21 protein-coding genes are annotated in these 22723 nt (G+C 67.2%); 18 read left to right on the forward strand and 3 right to left on the reverse strand.

Annotation, left to right across the window (positions count from 1 at the left end):
- Positions 1–7: 7 nt before the first annotated feature.
- The 4 genes from BT264_RS31470 (at position 8) to msrQ (ending at position 5281) form a co-directional block, all read left to right on the forward strand.
- Positions 8–2224 (forward strand): cytochrome c biogenesis protein ResB, encoded by a 2217-nt coding sequence (locus BT264_RS31470; RefSeq protein ID WP_072443828.1) that lies wholly within the window; start codon positions 8–10, stop codon positions 2222–2224.
- Between the two features lie 4 nt (positions 2225–2228).
- On the forward strand, positions 2229–3419 hold the full coding sequence (gene ccsB / locus BT264_RS31475) for a c-type cytochrome biogenesis protein CcsB (protein WP_072443831.1): 1191 nt from the start codon (positions 2229–2231) through the stop codon (positions 3417–3419).
- 159 nt (positions 3420–3578) lie between these two features.
- Positions 3579–4574 (forward strand): protein-methionine-sulfoxide reductase catalytic subunit MsrP, encoded by a 996-nt coding sequence (gene msrP / locus BT264_RS31480; protein ID WP_072443922.1) that lies wholly within the window; start codon positions 3579–3581, stop codon positions 4572–4574.
- Positions 4575–4594: 20 nt separating this feature from the next.
- Positions 4595–5281 carry a protein-methionine-sulfoxide reductase heme-binding subunit MsrQ gene (msrQ, locus tag BT264_RS31485; RefSeq protein ID WP_072443834.1) on the forward strand — a complete coding sequence of 229 codons (687 nt, stop codon included), beginning with the start codon at positions 4595–4597 and terminating at the stop codon, positions 5279–5281.
- Positions 5282–5356: 75 nt separating this feature from the next.
- On the opposite strand, the gene BT264_RS31490 is transcribed toward msrQ, so the two are convergent.
- Complete coding sequence (locus tag BT264_RS31490; protein ID WP_072443836.1) at positions 5357–5635, reverse strand: LPS translocon maturation chaperone LptM; 279 nt, start codon at positions 5633–5635, stop codon at positions 5357–5359.
- A 36-nt stretch (positions 5636–5671) separates the two neighbouring features.
- Between BT264_RS31490 and cyaY the strand changes: the two genes are divergently transcribed.
- Positions 5672–5998: an iron donor protein CyaY gene (cyaY, locus tag BT264_RS31495; RefSeq protein ID WP_047899594.1), complete on the forward strand. Its 327-nt coding sequence runs from the start codon at positions 5672–5674 to the stop codon at positions 5996–5998.
- Between the two features lie 92 nt (positions 5999–6090).
- Here the strand turns inward: cyaY and BT264_RS31500 are convergent, their stop codons facing one another.
- Complete coding sequence (locus BT264_RS31500; RefSeq protein WP_083534274.1) at positions 6091–8484, reverse strand: penicillin-binding protein 1A; 2394 nt, start codon at positions 8482–8484, stop codon at positions 6091–6093.
- 226 nt (positions 8485–8710) lie between these two features.
- Between BT264_RS31500 and BT264_RS31505 the strand changes: the two genes are divergently transcribed.
- The 12 genes from BT264_RS31505 (at position 8711) to ugpQ (ending at position 20852) form a co-directional block, all read left to right on the forward strand.
- Positions 8711–9634, forward strand: a complete 924-nt coding sequence (locus BT264_RS31505; RefSeq protein WP_072443840.1) for a type IV pilus biogenesis protein PilM — start codon at positions 8711–8713, stop codon at positions 9632–9634.
- A gap of 11 nt (positions 9635–9645) precedes the next feature.
- Positions 9646–10278 carry a fimbrial protein gene (locus BT264_RS31510; protein WP_177318428.1) on the forward strand — a complete coding sequence of 211 codons (633 nt, stop codon included), beginning with the start codon at positions 9646–9648 and terminating at the stop codon, positions 10276–10278.
- On the forward strand, positions 10275–11141 hold the full coding sequence (locus BT264_RS31515; protein ID WP_072443842.1) for a pilus assembly protein: 867 nt from the start codon (positions 10275–10277) through the stop codon (positions 11139–11141). The genes BT264_RS31510 and BT264_RS31515 overlap by 4 nt, the downstream gene beginning before the upstream one ends.
- Positions 11138–12772 (forward strand): type IV pilus secretin PilQ, encoded by a 1635-nt coding sequence (locus BT264_RS31520; protein WP_072443843.1) that lies wholly within the window; start codon positions 11138–11140, stop codon positions 12770–12772. Before BT264_RS31515 ends, BT264_RS31520 begins: the two co-directional genes overlap by 4 nt.
- 40 nt (positions 12773–12812) lie before the next feature.
- The gene (gene aroK / locus BT264_RS31525) at positions 12813–13367 is read left to right on the forward strand and encodes a shikimate kinase AroK (RefSeq protein WP_072443844.1); all 555 of its coding nucleotides are present in this window, start codon (positions 12813–12815) and stop codon (positions 13365–13367) included.
- A complete protein-coding gene (aroB, locus tag BT264_RS31530; RefSeq protein WP_072443845.1) occupies positions 13364–14443 on the forward strand; it encodes a 3-dehydroquinate synthase in 1080 nt (359 codons plus the stop codon). The genes aroK and aroB overlap by 4 nt, the downstream gene beginning before the upstream one ends.
- A gap of 41 nt (positions 14444–14484) precedes the next feature.
- Positions 14485–15693: a deoxyguanosinetriphosphate triphosphohydrolase gene (locus BT264_RS31535; RefSeq protein ID WP_072443846.1), complete on the forward strand. Its 1209-nt coding sequence runs from the start codon at positions 14485–14487 to the stop codon at positions 15691–15693.
- Between the two features lie 90 nt (positions 15694–15783).
- Entirely contained in the window at positions 15784–17118 is a 1335-nt protein-coding gene (ugpB, locus tag BT264_RS31540) for a sn-glycerol-3-phosphate ABC transporter substrate-binding protein UgpB (RefSeq protein WP_072443847.1), read from the forward strand.
- Positions 17119–17214: 96 nt separating this feature from the next.
- Positions 17215–18099, forward strand: coding sequence for a sn-glycerol-3-phosphate ABC transporter permease UgpA (gene ugpA, locus BT264_RS31545; protein WP_072443848.1), 885 nt, complete (start codon positions 17215–17217; stop codon positions 18097–18099).
- The gene (gene ugpE, locus BT264_RS31550; RefSeq protein WP_072443849.1) at positions 18096–18941 is read left to right on the forward strand and encodes a sn-glycerol-3-phosphate ABC transporter permease UgpE; all 846 of its coding nucleotides are present in this window, start codon (positions 18096–18098) and stop codon (positions 18939–18941) included. The genes ugpA and ugpE overlap by 4 nt, the downstream gene beginning before the upstream one ends.
- Before the next feature lie 32 nt (positions 18942–18973).
- Entirely contained in the window at positions 18974–20059 is a 1086-nt protein-coding gene (locus tag BT264_RS31555) for a sn-glycerol-3-phosphate import ATP-binding protein UgpC (protein WP_072443850.1), read from the forward strand.
- Positions 20060–20087: 28 nt separating this feature from the next.
- Positions 20088–20852, forward strand: coding sequence for a glycerophosphodiester phosphodiesterase (ugpQ, locus tag BT264_RS31560; RefSeq protein ID WP_072443851.1), 765 nt, complete (start codon positions 20088–20090; stop codon positions 20850–20852).
- Positions 20853–21016: 164 nt separating this feature from the next.
- On the opposite strand, the gene BT264_RS31565 is transcribed toward ugpQ, so the two are convergent.
- Positions 21017–21748, reverse strand: a complete 732-nt coding sequence (locus BT264_RS31565) for an OmpW/AlkL family protein (protein ID WP_072443852.1) — start codon at positions 21746–21748, stop codon at positions 21017–21019.
- Between the two features lie 193 nt (positions 21749–21941).
- On the opposite strand from BT264_RS31565, the gene BT264_RS31570 reads away from it, so the two are divergent.
- Positions 21942–22655 (forward strand): transposase, encoded by a 714-nt coding sequence (locus BT264_RS31570; protein WP_027783329.1) that lies wholly within the window; start codon positions 21942–21944, stop codon positions 22653–22655.
- The last annotated feature ends 68 nt before the right edge of the window (positions 22656–22723 follow it).

The following is a 22723-nucleotide window of genomic DNA, read 5'->3' on the forward strand; positions in this document are numbered from 1 at the left end:
AGTTTGAATGAGCGTTACCACGTCGGGGTTGCAGTCGAAGTCGGGTCAGGGTGCGTCGAAGCGCGCGGTCGAACTGCTGAGTTCGATGCGTTTCGCGATCGCGCTGCTGGTGGTGCTGTCGATCGCGAGCATCGTCGGCACGGTCCTGACCCAGGACGATCCGTATCCGAATTACGTGAACCAGTTCGGGCCGTTCTGGGCGGACATCTTCCGCTCGCTCGGCCTGTACAACGTGTACAGCGCGTGGTGGTTCATGCTGATCCTGATCTTCCTCGTCGTGTCGATCTCGCTGTGCGTGATCCGCAACGCGCCGAAGATGCTCGCCGATGCGAAGAGCTGGAAGGACAAGGTCCGCGAAGGCAGCCTGCGCGCGTTCCACCACAAGGCCGAGTACACGGCTTCCGGCACGCGCGCGACCGTTGCGGCGACACTCGCCACGTTCGTCACCAAGGCCGGCTACAAGCACGTCGTGCGTGAAACCGACGGCGCAACGCTGATCTCCGCGAAGCGCGGTGCGATGACCAAGTGGGGCTACATCTCAGCGCACGTCGCGATCGTCGTGATCTGTATCGGCGGCCTGCTCGACAGCAACCTGCCGATCAAATTCCAGATGTGGATGTTCGGCAAGAGCCCGGTCAACACGAGCGCGACGATCAGCGAGATTTCTCCCGACCATCGCCTGTCCGCGTCGAACCCGACGTTCCGCGGTTATGCGTGGGTGCCCGAGGGCCAGTTCGTGTCGACGGCGATCCTGAACCAGCCGAGCGGCTCGCTGATCCAGGACCTGCCGTTCTCGATCCAGCTCAACAAGTTCATCGTCGACTACTACACGACGGGCATGCCGAAGCTGTTCGCGAGCGACATCGTCGTGATCGATCGCGAGACCGGCCAGAAGATCCCGGCGCGCGTCGAGGTCAACAAGCCGTTCACGTACAAGGGCGTGTCGATCTACCAGTCGAGCTTCCAGGACGGCGGCTCGCAGATGCAGATGACGGCCTACCCGATGACGGGCGGCAACGCGAAGACCTTCCCCGTGCAGGGCACGATCGGCAGTTCGGCACCGCTGCAGATGCCGGGCGCCGACGGCGATACGATCGAGTTCTCCGATTTCCGCGCGATCAACGTCGAGAACATGGTCGACGCGAACGGCAAGCCGGACGTGCGCGGCGTCGCGAAGACGGCGTCGCTGAAGGAGGCGTTCGACGAACGGCTCGGCTCCGGCGCGAAGACGTCGAAGCCGATGCAGCTCCACAACATAGGCCCGTCCGTGCAGTACAAGATCCGCGGCAAGGACGGCCAGGCGCGCGAATTCAACAACTACATGCTACCCGTCGACATGAACGGCGTGCGCGTGTTTCTCGCCGGCGTGCGCGCGAGCCCGAACGACCCGTTCCGCTACATGCGGATTCCGGCCGACAGCCAGGATTCGATCGGCGAATGGATGCACCTGCGCGCCGCGCTCGAGGATCCGGCCGTGCGTGCCGAAGCCGCCGCGCGCTTCGCGCAGCGTTCGCTGCCGGGCACCGACGCATCGCTGCGCGTCCGCCTGCAGGACAGCGCATCGAAGGTACTGACCCTGTTTGCCGCCAGCGACGACAGCGTCGGCCGCGGCGCCGACGGCCAGCCGATCGGCGGCTTCCAGGCCGTGGCGACGTTCATCGATCGCTCGGTGCCCAAGGCCGAGCAGGAGAAGGCCGCGAGCCTGCTGCTGCGGATGCTCGAGGGCTCGATGTGGGAGGTCTGGCAGATCGCGCGCGAGCGCGCCGGCCAGCCGGCCGCCCAGCAGGGCACCGACACGATCCGATTCGTGCAGAACGCGATCAATGCGCTATCCGACAGCTTTCTGTATGGATCGCCCGTCTATCTGCAGCTAGACTCATTCAAGCAGGTGCAAGCTTCGGTATTTCAGCTGACGCGCGCACCCGGCAAGAATCTGGTGTATCTTGGCAGCCTGCTGCTGGTCGCCGGCATCTTCTCGATGTTCTACGTGCGCGAACGGCGCCTCTGGTTCTGGCTCAAGGATGCCGGCCCGGGTGTCGAGGTGGTGATGGCGATGTCCACGGCCCGCAAGACCTTCGATTTCGAGAAAGAATTCGTGCAGACGCGCGACGCGGCCGGCGCCGCCTTGCGCGCCGTACCTCGCGATGCCGCGCCCGCCGGTGCGGCATCGACGGCCCGCCCGCCTGCCGGCGGCGGTTCCGATTCCGAGAATTCCACCCGGTAACATCATGGATCTCACGCAAGTCTCCTCTTCCCGTCGGGCGTCGGCCCAGGCCCCGGTTTCGGCGCCGCTGTTCGACGATCGTCCGTTCCTCGCGCGCCTGTCGCTGATCGACTGGCTGTTCGCACTGGCGCTCGTGGCGGGCGCGGGTTATGCGCTCGTGCACTACAACGCGCACATGGATTACTACGACAAGGCGGTGATGATCGGCACCGTGCCGGCGCTCGTCGCGCTCGGCTGGCGCTGGAAGCCGGCCCGGCTGATGATGGCGTCGATCGCCGTGCTGTCGCTGCTGTCGATCCAGATCTACCAGGGCGATCTCGCGCGCGCCGATTCGGCGTTCTTCCTCAAGTACTTCCTGTCGAGCCAGTCGGCGATCCTGTGGATGAGCGCGTTGTTCGTGCTCGCGACGATCTTCTACTGGATCGGCTTGCTCGCGCGCTCGGAAACGGGCGCCGCGATCGGCCAGAAGCTCACGTGGGTCGCCGTGCTGATGGGCTTCACGGGGCTGATGGTGCGCTGGTACGAGTCCTACCTGATCGGCGCCGACGTCGGGCATATCCCGGTATCGAACCTCTACGAGGTGTTCGTCCTGTTCAGCCTGATCACCGCGCTGCTCTATCTGTATTACGAAGGCCACTACGGCACGCGTTCGCTCGGCGCGTTCGTGCTGCTGGTCATCAGCGCGGCGGTCGGCTTCCTGATGTGGTACTCGGTCGCGCGCGATGCGCAGCAGATCCAGCCGCTCGTGCCTGCGCTGCAGAGCTGGTGGATGAAGATCCACGTGCCGGCGAACTTCATCGGCTACGGCAGCTTCGCGCTGTCGGCGATGGTGTCGGTCGCGTACCTGATGAAGGAGCGCGGCGTGCTCGCCGATCGCCTGCCGACGCTCGAGGTGCTCGACGACGTGATGTACAAGTCGATCGCGGTCGGTTTCGCGTTCTTCACGATCGCGACGATCCTCGGCGCGCTGTGGGCGGCTGAGGCATGGGGCGGCTACTGGAGCTGGGACCCGAAGGAAACCTGGGCGCTGATCGTGTGGCTCAACTACGCGGCGTGGCTGCACATGCGGCTGATGAAGGGCCTGCGCGGCGCGGTTGCCGCCTGGTGGGCACTCACGGGCCTGCTCGTCACGACGTTCGCGTTCCTCGGCGTCAACATGTTCCTGTCCGGGCTGCATAGCTACGGCAAGCTGTAAGATTTCGGCCGCTCGTCCGACTATAAGACCGCCGGTGCACTGCGTGCCCGGCGGTTTTCTTTTGTAACGGGCGGGCGATCCGGGCGTCGAACGGCGCATGACGGGCCGGGTCGAACGCTCATGAAGCGTGCGCGCGGCGCATGCAGGAGGAGCAGCACGATGTGGATCAAACGCCCTTTGCGGAACGTACTGACCGGCGCCGATATCGCGCACAGCGAGATCACGCCGCGCGCGGTGTTCGAGAACCGGCGGCGCGTCTTGCAGGCGGCCGGCCTCGCGGCGGCGGGCGGGTTGCTCGGCGGCAGCGATGCGGCATTTGCCGCGTATGCGTCGCCCGACGCGCGGGCGGCGAAGCTCGCGGCGAAAACGAACCCGAAGTTCGTCGCGGCCGACAAGGTGACGCCGTTCAAGGACATCACGTCCTACAACAACTTCTACGAATTCGGCACCGACAAGAGCGACCCGGCGCAGAACGCCGGCACGCTGCGGCCGCGCCCGTGGCGCGTGAGCGTCGAGGGCGAGGTGCTGCACCCGAAAGTGTTCGATCTCGACGAACTGCTGAAGCTCGCACCGCTCGAGGAGCGCGTGTACCGGCTGCGCTGCGTCGAAGGCTGGTCGATGGTGATCCCGTGGATCGGCGTGCCGCTGTCCGAGCTGATCAAGCGTGTGCAGCCGACCGGCAATGCGAAATACGTGCAGTTCATCACGCTGGCCGATCCGTCGCAGATGCCGGGCCTCTCGACACCCGTGCTCGACTGGCCGTATTCGGAAGGGCTGCGGATGGACGAGGCGATGAATCCGCTGACGCTGCTGACGATGGGTGTCTACGGGCAGGTGCTGCCGAACCAGAACGGCGCGCCGGTGCGAATCGTCGTGCCGTGGAAGTACGGCTTCAAGAGCGCGAAGTCGCTCGTGAAGATCCGCTTCGTCGACCAGCAGCCGAAGACGAGCTGGAACACGTACGCAGCGAACGAATACGGCTTTTATTCGAACGTGAACCCGAACGTCGATCATCCGCGCTGGAGTCAGGCGACCGAGCGGCGCATCGGCGAGGACGGCTTCTTCACGCCGAAGCGCAAGACGCTGATGTTCAACGGCTACGGCGATCTGGTTGCGTCGATGTATCAGGGCATGGACCTGAAAAAGAACTTCTGAGCGCGACGGTGAGAAACGACATGCCTCCTTCGACGCTGACACCCGCGCGCGCAGCCGGCAGCGGATCGACCGCACGCGCGGCCCGGGCCGGTGCGATCCGTACCGGCGCGCCGCGCTGGCTCGTGCCGGCCAAGGTGCTGGTTTTCGCGGCCGGCCTCTATCCGCTTGCGCGTCTCGTGCTGTTCGGGCTGACTGACCGGCTCGGCGCGAACCCGATCGAATTCATCACGCGCTCGACCGGCCTGTGGACGCTCGTGATGCTGTGCATCACGCTTGCTGTCACGCCGCTGCGGCGCATGACGGGCTTCGCGACGCTGCTGCGCTTTCGCCGGATGATCGGGCTGTTTGCGTTCTTTTACGCGACGCTGCATTTCACGACCTACCTGTGGTTCGACAAGTGGTTCGACGTCGTCGCGATCCTGAAGGACGTCGGCAAGCGCCCGTTCATCACGGTCGGCTTTGCCGCGTTCGTGCTGCTGATCCCGCTCGCAGCGACGTCGCCGCGCGCGATGGTGCGCCGGCTCGGCCGCCACTGGGCGACGCTGCACTGCGCGATCTACGCGATCGCGCTGTTCGGCGTGCTGCACTTCTGGTGGATGAGAGCCGGCAAGCACGATCTCGCGCAGCCGAAGCTTTACGCGGCGATCGTCGCCGCGCTGCTCGGCTGGCGGCTGGCCGCATGGGGATGGCGGCGCGTGCGCGCGTGACGGCACGGCCTGCAAAAACAAAAGGCGATGACCGGGAAGTCATCGCCTTGTTTCGCGAGCTGCGCGGGCGCGTCGTTACTGCGTGACGGCCGAGCCCGACGCCGGTGCGGGCATTTTCGATGCGTCGCTCGACAGTTCGGGCGTCAGCGTGAGCGGCGTGCCGGACGAATCGGGCACACTGTCGGATGACGCGTTTTCATCGGTCGGCTTCACGTCCGACGGCGGCGTGTCCTGCTGCTGGATCGGCTTGGGCAGCGGAGGCACGGTAGGCAGATAGAGCGGGCCGCTTTGACCGCAGCCGGCAAGAATCGCCAAAGCCGCTACAATCGCGCTCATCCGGAAAACGACTCGCATGATCGTCCCTGAACAATTGAACCGATAGAGTTTAGCATGTCCGATACCGAATACCTGACCCGTGCCGAGGCCGTGCTGACGGCCGTCGAGCGTACCGTCGACACCGCGAACGACGGCGACCACGACATCGATCTGGAGCGCAACGGCAGCGTCCTGACGCTGACGTTCGAGAATGGCTCGAAGATCATCGTCAACCTGCAGCCGCCGATGAAGGAAGTGTGGATCGCCGCGAAGGCGGGCGGATTCCACTACCGTTTCGTTGATGGCGAATGGCGCGATACGCGCACGGGCACCGAGTTCTACGCGGCGCTCACCGAATACGCGACGCAGCAGGCCGGCCTGCCGATCACGTTCAGCGCGTGACGGCCGGGGCGCCGGGCCCCGGATGTCGTACCAAAAGAAAAAGCGCCCCGCAGTTCATTCACGGGGCGCTTTTTTCATGTCCGTGGCTGCGGTCAGTGGCCGCGGAACAGGTTCATGATGTCCTGCTTTTCCTGCTCGTCGACGTGCGGCGCCGGCGCCGCTTCGTCGACGTTCTGCGCGGCCGGCGCCTGCGGCACACCGACCGTCGACACGAAACCGTGCCCCGGCGTGAAGTCGGTGAAGTACAGCTCGCTGCCGAGCGACTCGACGCCGTCCGGCACCGGCGGCTTGAACTCCGGCACGCCCTTCAGCGCCGCGCCCATGTAGTCGATCCAGACGGGCAGCGACAGGCCGCCGCCGGTTTCGCGATCGCCGAGGCTGCGCGGGTTGTCGTAGCCGATCCACGCGATCGCGGCGAGCGTGTGCTGGTAGCCGGCGAACCACGCGTCGTGCGAATCGTTCGTCGTGCCGGTCTTGCCCGCGAGGTCGGTGCGCTTCAGGATGTTGGTCCGCGCGCCCGTGCCGCGCTGCGCGACGCTCTGCAGCAGGCTGTTCATCACGTATGCGTTGCGCGCGTCGATCGCGCGCGGCGCGTTCTGCTCGGCGACGAGCGGTTGCGCGCGTGCGACGATCGCGCCGTTCGGATCGGTGACTTCGGCGATCAGGTACGGATTGACGCGGTAGCCGCCGTTCGCGAAGACCGAGTACGCGCCGGCCATCTGCAGCGGCGTGACCTGGCCCGCGCCGAGCGCCATCGGCAGGTAGGCCGGATGGCGCTCGGCGTCGAAGCCGAAGCGCGTGATGTACTGCTGCGCGTACTTCGTGCCGATGTGGTTCAGGATCCGGATCGACACGAGGTTGCGCGAGCGCTGCAGCGCGGTGCGCATCGACATCGGGCCTTCGAAGCCGCCGCCGTAGTTCTTCGGCTCCCACGGCTGGCCGCCCGTTTCGGCGGCGCTGAAATATAGCGGGCCGTCGTTGATCACGGTTGCCGGCCCGAGGCCCTTGTCGAGCGACGCCGAGTAGATGAACGGCTTGAACGACGAACCCGGCTGCCGCCACGCCTGCGTGACGTGGTTGAACTTGTTCTTGTTGTAGTCGAAGCCGCCGACGAGCGAGCGGATCGCGCCGTCCTGCGGGATGATCGACAGGAACGCGCCTTCGACCTGCGGCAACTGCGTGATCGACCATTTGCCGGTGTCGCTCTTCACGACGCGGACGATCGCGCCCGGGCGGATGCGGCGGTTCGGCTGCGCGTTGGTCGACAGCGCGCCCGACGCGAAGCGCAGGTTGTCGCCTTCGATCGTCGCAGTGCTGCCGTCGATGAACGCGACCGTGATCTGGCGCGGGCTCGCGGCCGTGACGACCGCGGCTATCAGTTCGCCGTTGTCGGGGTGCTCGAGCAGCGCGTCGTCGATCGCCTGTTCGCGGTCGTCCGCACCGGCCGGCAGCTCGATGAAGCCTTCCGGCCCGCGATAGCCGTGCCGGCGCTCGTAATCCATGATGCCCTTGCGCAGCGCGGTGTACGCGACCTGCTGGTCAGCGGAGTCGATCGTCGTGACGACGTTGAAGCCGCGCGTGTAGGTTTCCTCGCGGTACTGCGCGTACATCATCTGTCTGACCATTTCCGCGACGTACTCGGCGTGCACGCTGAAATCGCGGCCCGGGCCCTTGACGACGAGCGGCTGCGCGACGGCCTCGTCGTACTGCTCGCGCGTGATGAAGTTCAGCTCGAGCATCCGCTGCAGGATGTATTCCTGGCGCACCTTCGCGCGCTTCGGGTTCACGACCGGGTTATACGCGGACGGCGCCTTCGGCAGCCCCGCGAGCATCGCCGCCTCCGCGAGCGTGATGTCCTTCAGGTCCTTGCCGAAATAGACCCGCGCGGCGCTCGCGAAGCCGTACGCGCGCTGGCCGAGATAGATCTGATTCATGTAGACCTCGAGAATCTGATCCTTCGTCAGCGCGCGCTCGATCCGGTACGCGAGCAGCATCTCGTAGATCTTGCGCGTGTAGGTCTTCTCGCTCGACAGGAAGAAGTTGCGCGCGACCTGCATCGTGATCGTGCTCGCGCCCTGCGATGCATGACCGTTCGTCAGCGCGACGAAGCCGGCGCGGATGATGCCGGTGAGGTCGACGCCGCCGTGATCGTAGAAGCGTGCGTCCTCGATCGCGAGGATCGCCTTCTTCAGCGAGTCGGGCACGTCCTTGAAATGGACGACGTCGCGGCGCTCTTCGCCGAATTCGCCGATCAGCACGTGATCGGACGTATAGATGCGCAGCGGCACCTTCGGGCGGTAGTCGGTCAGCGCGTCGAGCGACGGCATGTTCGGCCACGCGACGACGAGCGCGTAGCCGAGCACGAGGCCGCCGGCCACGACGAGGGCCACGCACATCGCGGCGAAGCCGAGCAGGACTTTTTGCCACCAGGGACGCTTCTTCGGCTCCGGGGCGGGAGGCGGGGACGTAGGAGTCGTGGATTGCATAGGCATACCGGAAAACAGTCTCGCGATTATAGCTGCCCGGTAAGACCGGTCCTGACACGGGGGCTGCCCGCCGGAAAGCCGCGGGTTGACGTGTCTTCAGCATAGCCCGCGCACGGCTGTTCCGAGCCGATGCTGGCCGTTCGGCCGACTGTCGGCCGAACGCGCCGCTTTGCAGAATCAGGTCTCGGAAACGCGGCGTGGGCCGCGACGATCGCGGGAGGCCGGGATGGCGGGACGATGGGGGGCGCGGTTCGCGCAGGGCAGGCACGGGGCGACGGGAATCGACGTCGGTGCGGACGAGGTGAGGGTGGTCGCGCTGAGCCGGCGCGCCCGTGCTGTCGATGTGCGCGTCGAGGGGCTCGAGCGGGAGCCGGTCGGGTTGGCGGGCGGGCCGGAAGACGCGCGCTGGGCGGCGGTCGCGCGCTCGCTGGCGGCGGCCGTGTCGCGGCTGTCGGCGGCGGGTGTGCGGTGCGAGGCGTGCGGCGTGATGGCGCTGTGCGATGAAGAGATCCGTACCGCGACGCTCGACCTGGCCGGGCGTGGCGACGTCGAGGATGCCGCTCGGCAGGCGGCCGAGCGCATTTCGGGGCTGGCGCCGGACAGCCTCGCGTTCGACTGGCGGCAGGATGGCGGCGCGCAGTCTGGCGAGATCGAGGTCGCGGTGGCCCCGCTGGCGCTGCTCGAACGGCGGATCGACGTGGCCGCCCAGGCCGGTGTCGACCTGACGGCCGTCGACGGCGAGTCGGCGGCCGCGCTGCGCGCGTTGCGTTATGCGGCGCAGTTCGAGCTCGACGCGCATGGTCCCTATGCCGCGCTCTGGTTCAGCGACTCGGGCGTGCGAGCGTGGCGGGTCGACGGTGCGCTGGCCGCGCAGGTGCTCGCGCTGTCAGGCGGGGCGCCGGAGGCGTTCACCGACGCATTGCGCCAGCGCGTGCTCGGGGCCGTGCGTTGCGTACTCGTGGCCGGGGACGAGCGGTGCATCGCCCGCTTCGGGACGTCCGTCGCCGATATCGGCGACGTGCTCGGCGCGGTTGCGGTGCCGTTCGACTGCACGGGCTGGGATGGGCAGCCGTGCCCGCCCGCCGGCATGCCGGGCGGCCCTGCATTCGCCGTCGCGTTCGGGCTGGCGTTGCGCGGGGTGTGGGAATGATGACCGGTCGCATGCCGGCACGCGCGTCCAGGCCGGCTGAGGTCGTTCGTGCTGGGCTCGGCGGTTTCAACCTGCTGCCGTACCGCGAGCGGCTGGCGCAGGCGTTGCGACGTCGCCGGGCCGCGCAGTGCGGGACGGCAATCCTGCTCGGCGTGCTCGGCGCCGGTCTGTGGACGGGCGCTGCCGCATGGCTGCGGTGGCGTGTGGACGCCGAGCACGTAAGCGTGGAGACGCGGCTGCGGCAGTTGCAGCCGCGGGTGGAAGTTGCGACGCGCGCCGCCAGTGCAGCCGCCGCCGCCGCTCGGCGCGGCGCGCAGGCAGCCGAACTCGCCGCGCCTTACCGGCGCGTCGCAGCGCTGCTGGCGACGCTGGCGCAGGTGCGAGACGACGCGGTTCGGCTCGACACGCTGCGCACGACACCGACGGGTGCCGAGCTCGATGTGCGCGCCACGAGTTACCGGGCGGCCGAGCGATGGCTCGCCGGGATGGCGCGCGAGCAGCGGGGCTGGCGGATCGATATCGACGCGTTGAAGCCTGCTTCGGATGCACCGGTCGCGTCGACGGGGATGCCGTTCCGGTTCTCGGTCCAACTGCGCTGGCGCGATGCGATGTCGTCGCGGAAGGCGGCGGGAGGCGGAGCATGATGGCGATCGCGCATCGGCCTGCGCCGCGCGGCGAAGCATGGCTGCGCGGCATGCGGCGCGTGTCGCCCGAGGCTGCCCATGCGGCCGGCTGCGCGCTGGCGTTCGCAGCCGTGCTGGCAGGGGGAATTCATCTGGCGAATACCGCCGACTGGAGCGGGCTCGCGCACAGTCGCACGTTGCTGGCAGAGGCGCAGGTGCGTGAGGCCGATGCACGGCGCGTGCTTGCGGCCGCCGGGCAGCGGCGCGATGCAGGTCCGGCACCAGCGCGCGATGACCGCTTGTCGCCGGTGCCGGAATGGGGCGCGCTGATGCTCGAACTGGCCGATCTCGCAGCGTCGAGCGGGCTGCGTCGCGTATCGATCGAACCGCAGCAAGCCGGCGGCGCGGCGCCGGACGGCCGGCGCACGGTGCGTGTCGTCGCGGATGGCGGTTTTCGCGCGTTGTTGCACGTGGTCGGCGGGCTGGCGAGCTTCCCGGTGCTGGCGGTGCCGTCGGCGCTGTCTGTCGAGCGAGGATTGCAGGCGGCGCGCGTGGAAATGTCCGTCGACGTTTTTCCGGCGCTGCCGGCTGCAACGGGCGCTGGCGGCACGGTGGCGGTTCCGGCAGCGGCGCTCGACGAGGACCCGTTCGACACGGCTGGTTTGTCCGCAGCGGATGGTCAGGCTGCCCGCCTGGCCGGCACGATTCGCGACGCGCGCGCCGGTCTCGCGCTGTTCGACGGCGGCGACGGCACGTTCACCGCCGTGGTGCCCGGCGAAGCGCTCGGGGCTGCGCGCGTGGTGCGTGTCGAGCCCGCGGCCGTGACGCTCGCGACGGCGGACGGGGCGCACCGGCTCGTCCTCGATGACGGAGGCCGGCCATGATGAAGTACGGATGTCGGGCACTCGCCGTCGTCTGGGCCGGATTGACGGCGGCCGGGGCAAGCGCGTCATTGCCACCGCTGCCGGCCGTCTGGCCAGCAGCGGCGATGGATGCGCAGGTGCCGGGCCTGCCGCCGCCCGGAGGCTTGGCCGACGGCGTGGATGATGCCGTGTCGGCGGGGGGCGGCCCGCAACGGTTCGATCACGCGGCTCACGCGGCGCGTCAGGCAGAAACCGCCGCTCCGGCTCTCCGGCTGGAGGGGCCGCCGATCCCGTTGGCGCCGCCGGCCCGGATGAGCGACGACGCGGCACGGCAACCGGGAGATGCGAACGACGCGCGTCGAATCTCGCTGAATCTGCAGGGCGTCGGTCTCGCAGCTGCATTCGACGCGTTCGCCCGGTTCACGGGCCTCAATATCGTCGTCGGCGAGCAGGTGCGCGGCACCGTCACGTTACGTCTGAACAATGTTCGCTGGCGCGATGCATTCGACACGCTGCTCGACACGCACGGGCTCGCGATGTCGCGGCGCGGCAACGTGATATGGGTCACGCCGGCGGCCGAACTGGCCGCGCGCGAACGCGAGCGCTTCGAGATGCATGCGCGGGCCGCCGATCTGGAGCCGCTCGCGAGCCGTACGTTCGCGCTGCATTACCCGCGCGCGCAGGACGTGCAACGGCTGCTGACCGGCGCGACCGGCCAGCGCCTGCTGTCGAAGCGCGGCGCCGCGGCGGCCGATCCGCGCACGAACCTGTTGTTCGTCACCGATCTCGAACCGCGTATCGTGCAGATCGCGGGCCTGATCGATGCGATCGACCGGCCATCGCGGCAGGTCCGGATCGAGGCGCGCATCGTCGAGGGCGAACAGGGCTTCTCGCGCAACCTCGGCGCACGCGTCGCGCTGCGTGCGCAGGGGCGCCCGCCGTCGGGCGACGGCACCACGTTCACGGCGGACGCGCGCAACGCGCTCGACCTTGCCGCGCGGCCGCTCGGCGGTTTCGAGGCGGCAACCGCCGGCTTCACGCTGTTTGCCGCGCCGCTCAGCCGCGTACTCGACATCGAACTGAGCGCACTCGAAGCGCAAGGGCGGGGACAGATCGTTTCGCGTCCGCGCGTGGTGACCGCCGATCGCGTCAAGGCCATCGTCGAGCAGGGTTCGGAGCTGCCGTACCAGGCGAAGGTCGGCAACGGCGTGAGCGGCGTGCAGTTCCGCCGCGCGACGCTCAAGCTCGAGGTCGAGCCGCAGATCACGCCCGACGGGCGTGTCGTGCTCGACCTGGACGTGACGAAGGACAGCGTCGGCGAGCCGACGGCGGCCGGCCCGGCTATCCATACGAAGCACGTGCAGACGCGCGTCGAGGTCGAGGACGGCGGGACGGTCGCGATCGGCGGGATCTACGAGCAGCTGCGCCGGAACGATGTGACGCGCGTGCCGCTCTTGGGCAAAATACCGATTCTGGGCGCGCTTTTCCGGCACCGCGCGCAGCGCGACCAGCGCAGCGAACTGGTCGTCTTCATCACGCCGACCGTCGTCGATGCGCGCTGCGATGCGCGCGGCGCGGCTGGCGCGGATCACGACAAAACGGGGCCGGAAGCCGCCGGCGCAGGCTCGACAAGGCAGCCGCTTTGCCAGTAAGCTGCGCCACACACCAGCAAGATTGAAGCAGAGGAAGCCGTTGCAAGCGCGGGACCCACATGCAAACGTATTTTTCGTCGGCCTTATGGGAGCGGGTAAGACCACCGTGGGCCGTGCGGTCGCGCGTCGTCTCGACAGGACGTTCTTCGACTCCGACCACGAAATCGAGGCCCGCACGGGCGCGCGCATTCCGGTGATCTTCGAGCTGGAGGGCGAGACCGGGTTTCGCGATCGCGAAACGCAGGTGATCGCCGAGCTCACGCAGCGCGAGAACATCGTGCTTGCGACGGGCGGCGGCGCGGTGCTGCGCCCGGAAAATCGCGACTGCCTGAAAAGCAATGGCATCGTCGTCTATCTGCGTGCCAATCCGCACGATCTGTGGCTGCGCACGCGCAAGGACAAGAACCGCCCGCTGCTGCAGACCGAGGATCCGAAGGGGCGTCTCGAAGCGCTCTACGAAGTGCGCGACCCGCTGTACCGCGAATGCGCGGATTTCGTCATCGAGACCGGCCGTCCGTCGGTCAACGGTCTCGTCAACATGGTGCTGATGCAACTCGAACTGGCGGGCGTCATCGCCAAGCCGCTACAAGCATGATTACTGTCAACGTCGATCTGGGCGACCGCGCCTATCCGATTCATATTGGCGCCGGCCTGATCGGCCGCGCCGAGCTGTTCGCGCCTCACATCAAGGGTTCGTCCGCCACGATCGTCACGAACACGACGGTCGATCCGCTTTACGGCGACACGCTGCGCGCGGCGCTCGCGCCGCTTGGCAAGCATGTGTCGACGGTCGTGCTGCCGGACGGCGAGGCGTACAAGAACTGGGAAACGCTGAACCTGATCTTCGACGGCCTGCTGACCGGGCGCGCGGATCGCAAGACGACGCTCGTCGCACTCGGCGGCGGCGTGGTCGGCGACATGACGGGCTTTGCCGCCGCGTGCTACATGCGCGGCGTGCCGTTCATCCAGGTACCGACGACGCTGCTGTCGCAGGTCGATTCGTCGGTCGGCGGCAAGACGGGCATCAACCACCCGCTAGGCAAGAACATGATCGGCGCGTTCTACCAGCCGCAAGCCGTGATCGCGGACATCGGCGCGCTGGCGACGCTGCCCGATCGCGAACTGGCGGCCGGTGTCGCCGAGATCATCAAGACCGGCGCGATCGCCGATGCGGAATTCTTCGACTGGATCGAGGCGAACGTCGACGCGCTGAACCGTCGCGAGCCGGCAGCGCTTGCGCACGCCGTGAAGCGCTCGTGCGAGATCAAGGCGAGCGTGGTCGCGGCCGACGAGCGCGAAGGCGGCCTGCGCGCGATCCTGAACTTCGGCCACACGTTCGGCCATGCAATCGAGGCCGGGCTCGGCTACGGCGAGTGGCTGCACGGCGAGGCCGTCGGCTGCGGGATGGTGATGGCGGGCGACCTGTCGGTGCGGCTCGGCCTGCTCGACGAAGCGTCGCGGCAGCGGCTCGACGCGGTGATCGCGGCCGCGCATCTGCCGACCCGCGGGCCCGCGCTCGGCGACGCGCGCTACATGGATTTGATGCGCGTCGACAAGAAGGCCGAGGCCGGCGCGATCAAGTTCATCCTGCTGAAGCGATTCGGCGATACGCTGATCACGCAGGCGCCGGACGAAGCCGTATTCGCTACACTGGCGCAGACAACCCGGTAACGGCGGCCCGGATGCCCCGGCGCCCCTGACATGGAGGAGACGTGAGCGAGACATCCAGCAGCACACTGCCCGAAGCCGGCCGCGCATCCGCTGCGCCGGTGGCCGAGCCGCCGACGCTGGCGGCGCTGGAAGCCCATCTCGCTCCGTATGCCGCACACGCGTCGCAGTCGCGCGGCCGCCGCCATCCGGAAACGCCGCCGGCGGCGCGCACCGAATTCCAGCGCGATCGCGACCGCATCGTCCATTCGACCGCGTTTCGCCGGCTCGAATACAAGACGCAGGTCTTCGTCAATCATGAAGGCGACCTGTTCCGCACGCGCCTCACGCACAGCCTCGAAGTCGCGCAGATCGCGCGCTCGGTCGCGCGCAACCTGCGCCTGAACGAGGATCTCGTCGAAGCGATCTCGCTCGCGCACGATCTCGGCCATACGCCGTTCGGCCATGCCGGGCAGGACGCGCTGAATGCGTGCATGCGCGAGCACGGCGGCTTCGAGCACAACCTGCAGAGCCTTGCCGTCGTCGACGAGCTCGAGGAGCACTACGGCGCGTTCAACGGGCTGAACCTGTGCTTCGAGACGCGCGAAGGCATTCTGAAGCACTGCTCGCGCGAGAATGCGCGCAAGCTCGGCGCGCTCGGCGAGCGCTTCCTGCAGGGCCGCCAGCCGTCGCTCGAAGCGCAGCTCGCGAACATCGCGGACGAAATTGCCTACAACAACCATGATGTCGACGACGGCCTGCGTTCCGGCCTGATCACGATCGAGCAGCTCGCGGAAGTCGAGCTGTGGCAGCGCCACTACGAGGCGGCGCTCGCCGAATTCCCGCACCTCGAAGGCCGCCGCCTCGTGCACGAGACGGTGCGCCGCATCATCAACACGCTGATCGTCGACCTGATCGACGAGACGACGCGCAATCTCGCGCGCGTCGCGCCCGCGTCGCTCGACGACGTTCGCGCCGCGCCGCCGCTCGTGTCGCACAGCGCGACGGTCGCCGCGCAGGCGGCCGCGCTCAAGCGTTTCCTTTTCAAGAACCTGTATCGCCACTACAAGGTGATGCGCATGGCGAGCAAGGCGCAGCGCGTCGTCACGGGGCTGTTCGACGCGTTCATCGACGATCCGCGCCTGCTGCCGCCGCCGTACCAGTCGGACGACGCAGCGCAGCAGCCGCGTCTCGTCGCGCACTACATCGCCGGAATGACCGACCGCTTCGCGCTGAAGGAATACCAGCGCCTGTTCGTCATCAACGACAACTGACTGTCACAAACGATCACTAGACTTCGCCGGTTCAATGGCGACGGGAATGTTGCATACGCTGTTGGTAACGTTTTCATAGGAGAGAGGTCGATGAAGAAGAAGCCTGCGGGGACCATGGTTCGTTCGATCGCGCTCGGCGGCGCGCTGATGTTCGGAGTGCAGCACGTGGCGCTCGCCGCGACGGAGATCCAGTTCTGGCATGCGATGGAGGCCGCGCTCGGCGAGCGGGTCAACGCGATTGCCGAGCAGTTCAACGCGTCGCAGAGCGACTACAAGATCGTGCCGGTCTTCAAGGGCACCTACGACCAGGCGCTCGCGGCCGGCATCGCCGCCTATCGCAGCGGCAACGCGCCGGCGATCCTCCAGGTCTATGAAGTCGGCACGGCCACGATGATGCAGGCGAAGAAGGCCGTCGTGCCCGTCTACGACGTGTTCAAGCAGGCCGGCGTGCCGCTCGACGAAAAGGCGTTCGTGCCGACCATCTCGAGCTATTACAGCGACGCGAAGACGGGCCACCTCGTGTCGATGCCGTTCAACAGTTCGACGCCGGTGCTGTACTACAACAAGGATGCGTTCAAGAAGGCCGGGCTCGACCCGAACCAGCCGCCGAAGACGTGGGCCGACGTGCAGGCCGATGCCGAGAAGCTGCGCAAGTCGGGGATGGCGTGCGGCTTCACGACCGGCTGGCAGGGCTGGATCCAGCTCGAGAACTACAGCGCATGGCACGGGCTGCCGTTCGCGAGCCGCAACAACGGCTTCGACGGCACCGACGCCGTGCTCGAATTCAACAAGCCGCAGCAGATCGCGCACATCGCGTTCCTGCAGCAGATGGCGAAGGACGGCACGTTCACGTACGCGGGCCGCAAGGATGAAGCGTCGGCGAAGTTCTACAGCGGCGACTGCGGGATCCTGACGACGTCGTCGGGCGCACTCGCGAACGTGCAGAAATTCGCGAAGTTCAGCTACGGCACGGGCATGATGCCGTACGACGCGAGCGTGAAGGGCGCGCCGCAGAACGCGATCATCGGCGGCGCGAGCCTGTGGGTGCTGGCCGGCAAGGATCCGGCGACCTACAAGGGCGTCGCGAAATTCCTCGCGTACCTGGCATCGCCGGCCGTCGCCGCGAAGTGGCACCAGGACACGGGCTACCTGCCGGTCACGACGGCCGCGTACGACCTCACGCGCCAGCAGGGCTTCTACGCGAAGAACCCGAGCGCCGAAACCGCGATCAAGCAGATGCTGAACAAGCCGCCGCTGCCGTACACGAAGGGGCTGCGTCTGGGCAACATGCCGCAGATCCGCACGATCGTCGACGAGGAGTTCGAACAGGTCTGGGCGCAGAAGAAGTCGCCGAAGGACGCGCTCGATTCGGCGGCCTCGCGTGGCGACGAGCTGCTGCGCCGCTTCGAGAAGTCGGGCGGCTGAGCACGCATCGCTTCGTGCCGCCGGCCGCGCCGCGCTTACGCGCGTGCGGTCCGGCGGCGCGGTTTCCTTTCCGTTTCGCCTGACCGGATATCCGCGATGCAATCCCATTCCCGCTTCGGTACGAGCCTGGTGCCGTACCTGCTGATCGCGCCGCAGCTCGCGATCACCGCCGTGTTCTTCCTGTGGCCGGCCGGCGTCGCGCTGTGGCAGTCGACGCAGATGCAGGACGCGTTCGGCACGTCGAGCGAATTCGTCGGCTTCGCGAACTTCACGCACCTGTTCGCCGATCCGCTGTATCTCGATTCGTTCCGCACGACGCTCGTGTTCAGCTTGCTCGTCACGGTGAGCGGGCTCGTCGTGTCGCTGTTGCTCGCCGCGTGCGCCGACCGCGTGACCCGCGGCGCGCGCGCGTATCGCACGCTGCTGATCTGGCCGTACGCGGTCGCACCGACGATCGCGGCCGTGCTGTGGGCGTTCCTGTTCAACCCGAGCATCGGGCTCATTACGTATGCGCTCGCGAAGGGCGGCATCGTGTGGAACCACGCGCTGAACGGCGGGCAGGCGATGTTCCTCGTCGTGCTCGCGTCGGTGTGGAAGCAGGTGAGCTACAACTTCCTGTTCTTCTACGCGGGCCTGCAGGCGATCCCGCGCTCGCTGATCGAGGCGGCGGCGATCGACGGCGCGGGGCCGGTGCGGCGTTTCTTCCACATCGTGCTGCCGCTGCTGTCGCCGACGAGTTTCTTCCTGCTGGTCGTGAACCTCGTCTACGCGTTCTTCGACACGTTCCCGGTGATCGACGCGGCCACCGGCGGCGGCCCGGCGCAGAGCACGAAGACGCTGATCTACAAGATCTTCGCGGAGGGCTTCCAGGGGCTCGACATCGGCAGCTCGGGCGCACAGTCGGTCGTGCTGATGATCATCGTCGTCGGGCTCACGGTGATCCAGTTCCGCTTCGTCGAACGCAGGGTGCAATACGCATGATCGAAAATCGCAAGGGTTTCGACCTGTTCTGCCACGCGGTGCTGGTCGCGGGCATCGTGCTGATCGTGTTTCCTGTCTACGTCGCGTTCTGCGCGGCGACGATGAATGCGCAGGAAGTGTTCACGGTGCCGCTGTCGCTCGTGCCGAGCACGCATCTGTTCGAGAACATCGCATACATATGGGGGCACGGCAGCGGCGGCACGACGGCGCCGTTCGGCCGGCTGCTCGTGAACAGCTTCGCGATGGCGCTCGGCATCGCGGTCGGCAAGATCGCGATGTCGATCCTGTCCGCGTACGCGATCGTCTATTTCCGCTTCCCGTTTCGCAACACGGCGTTCTGGCTGATCTTCGTCACGCTGATGCTGCCGGTGGAAGTGCGGATCTTCCCGACCGTGCAGGTCGTGTCGACGCTGCACCTGACGAACACCTACGCGGGGCTCACGCTGCCGCTGATCGCATCGGCGACCGCGACGTTCCTGTTCCGCCAGTTCTTCATGACGCTGCCCGACGAGTTGATGGACGCCGCGCGCATCGACGGCGCGGGCGCGCTGCGCTTCTTCTGGGACGTCGTGCTGCCGCTGTCGAAGACGAGCATCGCGTCGCTGTTCGTGATCACGTTCATCTACGGCTGGAACCAGTATCTGTGGCCGATCCTGATCACGACGGAGGCGTCGCTGTCGACGGCGGTGGTGGGCATCAAGACGATGATCGCGAGCGGCGACGCCGCGACCGAATGGCAATACGTGATGGCGGCGACGCTGCTGGCGATGATGCCGCCGCTCGTCGTCGTGCTGGCGATGCAGCGCTGGTTCGTGCGCGGCCTCGTCGATTCCGAGAAATAAATGACGGACGGCAACCGGGAGAAAGACCAAGTATGGCTGCGCTGAGCTTGAAGGGCGTCAGGAAATCCTACGACGGCAAGCAGCATGTGCTGCATGGCATCGACGTCGAGATCGCCGACGGCGAATTCATCGTGCTGGTCGGCCCGTCGGGCTGCGGCAAATCGACGTTGCTGCGGATGATCGCGGGGCTCGAGAGCGTGACGGATGGCGAGATCGCGATCGGCGACCGGGTCGTCAACGCGCTGGAGCCGAAGGATCGCGATATCGCGATGGTGTTCCAGAACTATGCGCTGTACCCGCACATGACGGTCGCGCAGAACATGGGCTACGGGCTGAAGATCCGCGGGATCGAGCGTGCGGCGATCGACTCGCGGGTGGCCGCGGCCGCGAAGATCCTCGAGCTCGAGCCGCTGCTCGCGCGGCGGCCGCGCGAGCTGTCGGGCGGCCAGCGGCAGCGCGTCGCGATGGGGCGCGCGATCGTGCGCGAGCCGTCGGTGTTCCTGTTCGACGAACCGTTGTCGAACCTCGACGCGAAGCTGCGCGTGCAGATGCGGCTCGAGATCCAGCGGCTGCATGCGCGGCTCGCGACGACGAGCGTCTACGTGACGCACGACCAGATCGAGGCGATGACGCTCGCGCAGCGCGTGATCGTGATGAATCGCGGCTACGCGGAGCAGATCGGCGCGCCGGTCGACGTGTACGAGAAGCCGGCGACGGTGTTCGTCGCGGGTTTCATCGGTTCCCCCGCGATGAACCTGATGCACGGCCGGCTGTCGGACGACGGCGCGACCTTCACGGTCGCGGGCGGCGGCCCCGCGCTGCCGGTCGCCGGCGCGCCCGGTATCGGCGCCGCGATCGCCACCGGGCGCGACTGGGTGCTCGGCGTGCGCCCCGAACACATGACACCGCAGCCGGGCGTCGCGCAGGCGACGCTGCCCGTCGACTCGTGCGAGCTGCTCGGCGCGGACAATCTCGCGCACGGCCGCTGGGGCAATCACGACGTCGCGGTGCGCCTGCCGCACGCGGACCGTCCGGCGCGCGGCACGGCGCTGGCGGCCGCGCTGCCCGCGCATCGGCTGCATTTCTTCGATCCCGAAACCGGCAAGCGTGCCGGCTGAACCTGCTGCATTTGCCGAGAGACCGACGATGACTTCCCGTACCGACTGGCCTTATCCTCGCGTCGTCGCCCATCGCGGCGGCGGCACGCTCGCGCCGGAGAACACGCTCGCCGCGCTCGACGAGGGGGCGCGACGCGGTCACCGGATGGTCGAGTTCGACGCGAAGCTTTCGGCTGACGACGTAACGTTCCTGCTGCACGACGACACGGTCGATCGGACCTCGAACGGCCAGGGGGCGGCGGCGGGCATGCGTTATGCGGCGCTGGCCGCGCTCGACGCGGGCGCGTGGCTCGACGCGCGCTTCGCGGGCGAGCGGATGCCGACGCTCGAGGCGGCGGCGGCGCGCTGCATCGCGCACGGACTGGCCGCGAATGTCGAGATCAAGCCGTGCCCGGGGCGCGAGCGCGAGACGGGGCAGCGCGTGGCGGCCGATGCGGCCGCGTACTGGCGCGATGCCGAAGTGCCGCCGCTGCTGTCGTCGTTCTCGTTCGATGCGCTGCAGCAGGCGCGCGCGACCGTGCCGGCGCTGCCGCGCGGGATGCTTTACGAGGCCGTGCCGGACGACTGGCATGCGCAGGTCGTCGGCGCGCTCGGCTGCGTATCGTTGCATGCAGACCACAAACGGCTCGACGAACCGCTCGTGCGTGCGATCAAGGCGGCCGGGCTGCGCATCCTGGTGTACACGGTGAACGACCTCGAACGGGCGCGCGAACTCGCGCGCTGGGGTGTCGATGCGGTCTGCACGGACCGGATCGACCTGATCGCCCCCGATGCGCTGGACGACATCGCGTAGCGGTCGGTCCCGCGCGACGGTGGGTGCGGGAAGACCCTGAGGCAAAAAAACGACGCCCCGGCGGGAATCCCGCCGGGGCGTTTTGCATTGTGGAGACGTTACGTCACGAAAATTCCGCTACAAATTGCAGCAGGATTAACCATTCCCCAAATATTCGACTACGCTTAGAAGCGGTAGCCGACGTTCAGGTACGTAACGATCGGATTGAGCGAGATCTTCGCTTTCGACGTTTCGGTCAGGGTGCCGACCGGCGTCCGGCGGGCCGTCGTGAAGGTTGCGGTCACGCTGACCGGGATGTACGAGATCGACAGGCCCGCGAACCAGTGTTTCGTGAAGTTGTACGTGAAGCCGGCGTTGAAGACGGGCGCCCACTGGTTGCTGGTCGTTGCGCTGGTCGGGCCGCCGAGCACGCCGTTCTCGAACGTGCCGTTCGTGATCTTTGCGCCGGTGAACCAGATATACGTCGCGCCGACGCCGACATACGGACGGAACTTCGCGTTGGCGTCGTTGAAGTGGTAGCGAAGCAATACGGCGGGGCTCCACTGATACGCACGGCCGAGTACGCCGAACTTTTCGAACTGACCCTTGCCTGTAATGTCGAACTTCGGCGGTATCCCCATGACGAGCTCGGTGGAGATGTGGTCGGTGACGAAGTAGCCAGTTGCGAGTCCAAGCGTGTCGGCGTCGTTGATGCCGGCGCCCGTGTTGGGAATCGATTGGTTGATGGGCGTGCCGCCGACGCCGTACACGAACAGCGGGTCGCTGCTGTCCTGCGGGGCCAGATGGAACCAGCCGGTACTGACGTAGAAATCACCTGCGGATTGTGCATGTGCCGTACCGCCCGCAAACGTGAATGCGAGCGCTGCGGCCCCCGTAATGGCCAGTTTTCGTTTCATTGTGTCTCCTCCGATCAAAGGCGTGCTCATTATGACGACTGCGTTTAAAACCAAACAAGCTCGTAAGTTAGAGTTTTCACCCTAGGATTAGTACGACCGTACGTATCCGCGCACCGACAGGGCGGGCATTCTACGCAGGTGTGCATTTTCGGACCTCCGGGTATTTCCTAACGCGTTCAAACGGACATTCAGCATGGCACGGCTAGCACGACTCTACGTTCCCGACCAGCCGCAGCACGTGATACTGCGCGGCCTGGATCAGCAACCCGCGTTCGTCGACGACCAGGACTACGAACTCTTCATCGATTGCCTGAAGGCCGCCGCGCGCGATCATCACCTGTCGGTGCATGCCTATGTGCTGCTGCCGCGCCAGGTGCAACTCCTCGTGACGCCGAGCGACGAGGCGAGCCTGCCGAAAGCGATGCAGGCCGTCGGTCGCCGCTACGTCGCGCATTTCAACCGGCGCTATTCGCGGCGCGGCACCCTGTGGGAAGGCCGCTATCGCGCGACCGTGATCGAAGGCGAGCGCTATTTCCTGCTCGCGAGCCGCGTGGTCGAGATGAGCCCGGTGCGCTCGCAACTCGTCGCGACGCCCGAAGCCTATCGCTGGTCGAGCTACCGGCATCACGTCGGGCTCACCGTCGACAGCCTGATCACCGACCATCCGCTCTACTGGGCGCTTGGCAACACGCCGTTCGACCGCCAGCGTGCGTACAAGGAGCTGTGCGAGCAGCCGCTTGACGAGCGGCAGGCCGACCAGTTGCAGCAGGCGACGCTGAAGGGCTGGGTGCTCGGCGGCGAGAACTACCGCGAGTGGGCGGCGCGCACCGCGAACCGGCGCGTGTCGCCGCTGCCGCGTGGACGCCCCAGAAAGGTGCGTGAGAACACGCCGCCGATCCAGCAGTAACGCGGGAACGGCAGCCGGGAAGCGGCGCTGCGGGCGCCGCTTCTTTTTGCACCAAAACGATACGGCCC

This window comes from Burkholderia sp. NFPP32, from assembly GCF_900119325.1.
GTDB classification, from domain to species: domain Bacteria; phylum Pseudomonadota; class Gammaproteobacteria; order Burkholderiales; family Burkholderiaceae; genus Burkholderia; species Burkholderia pyrrocinia_C.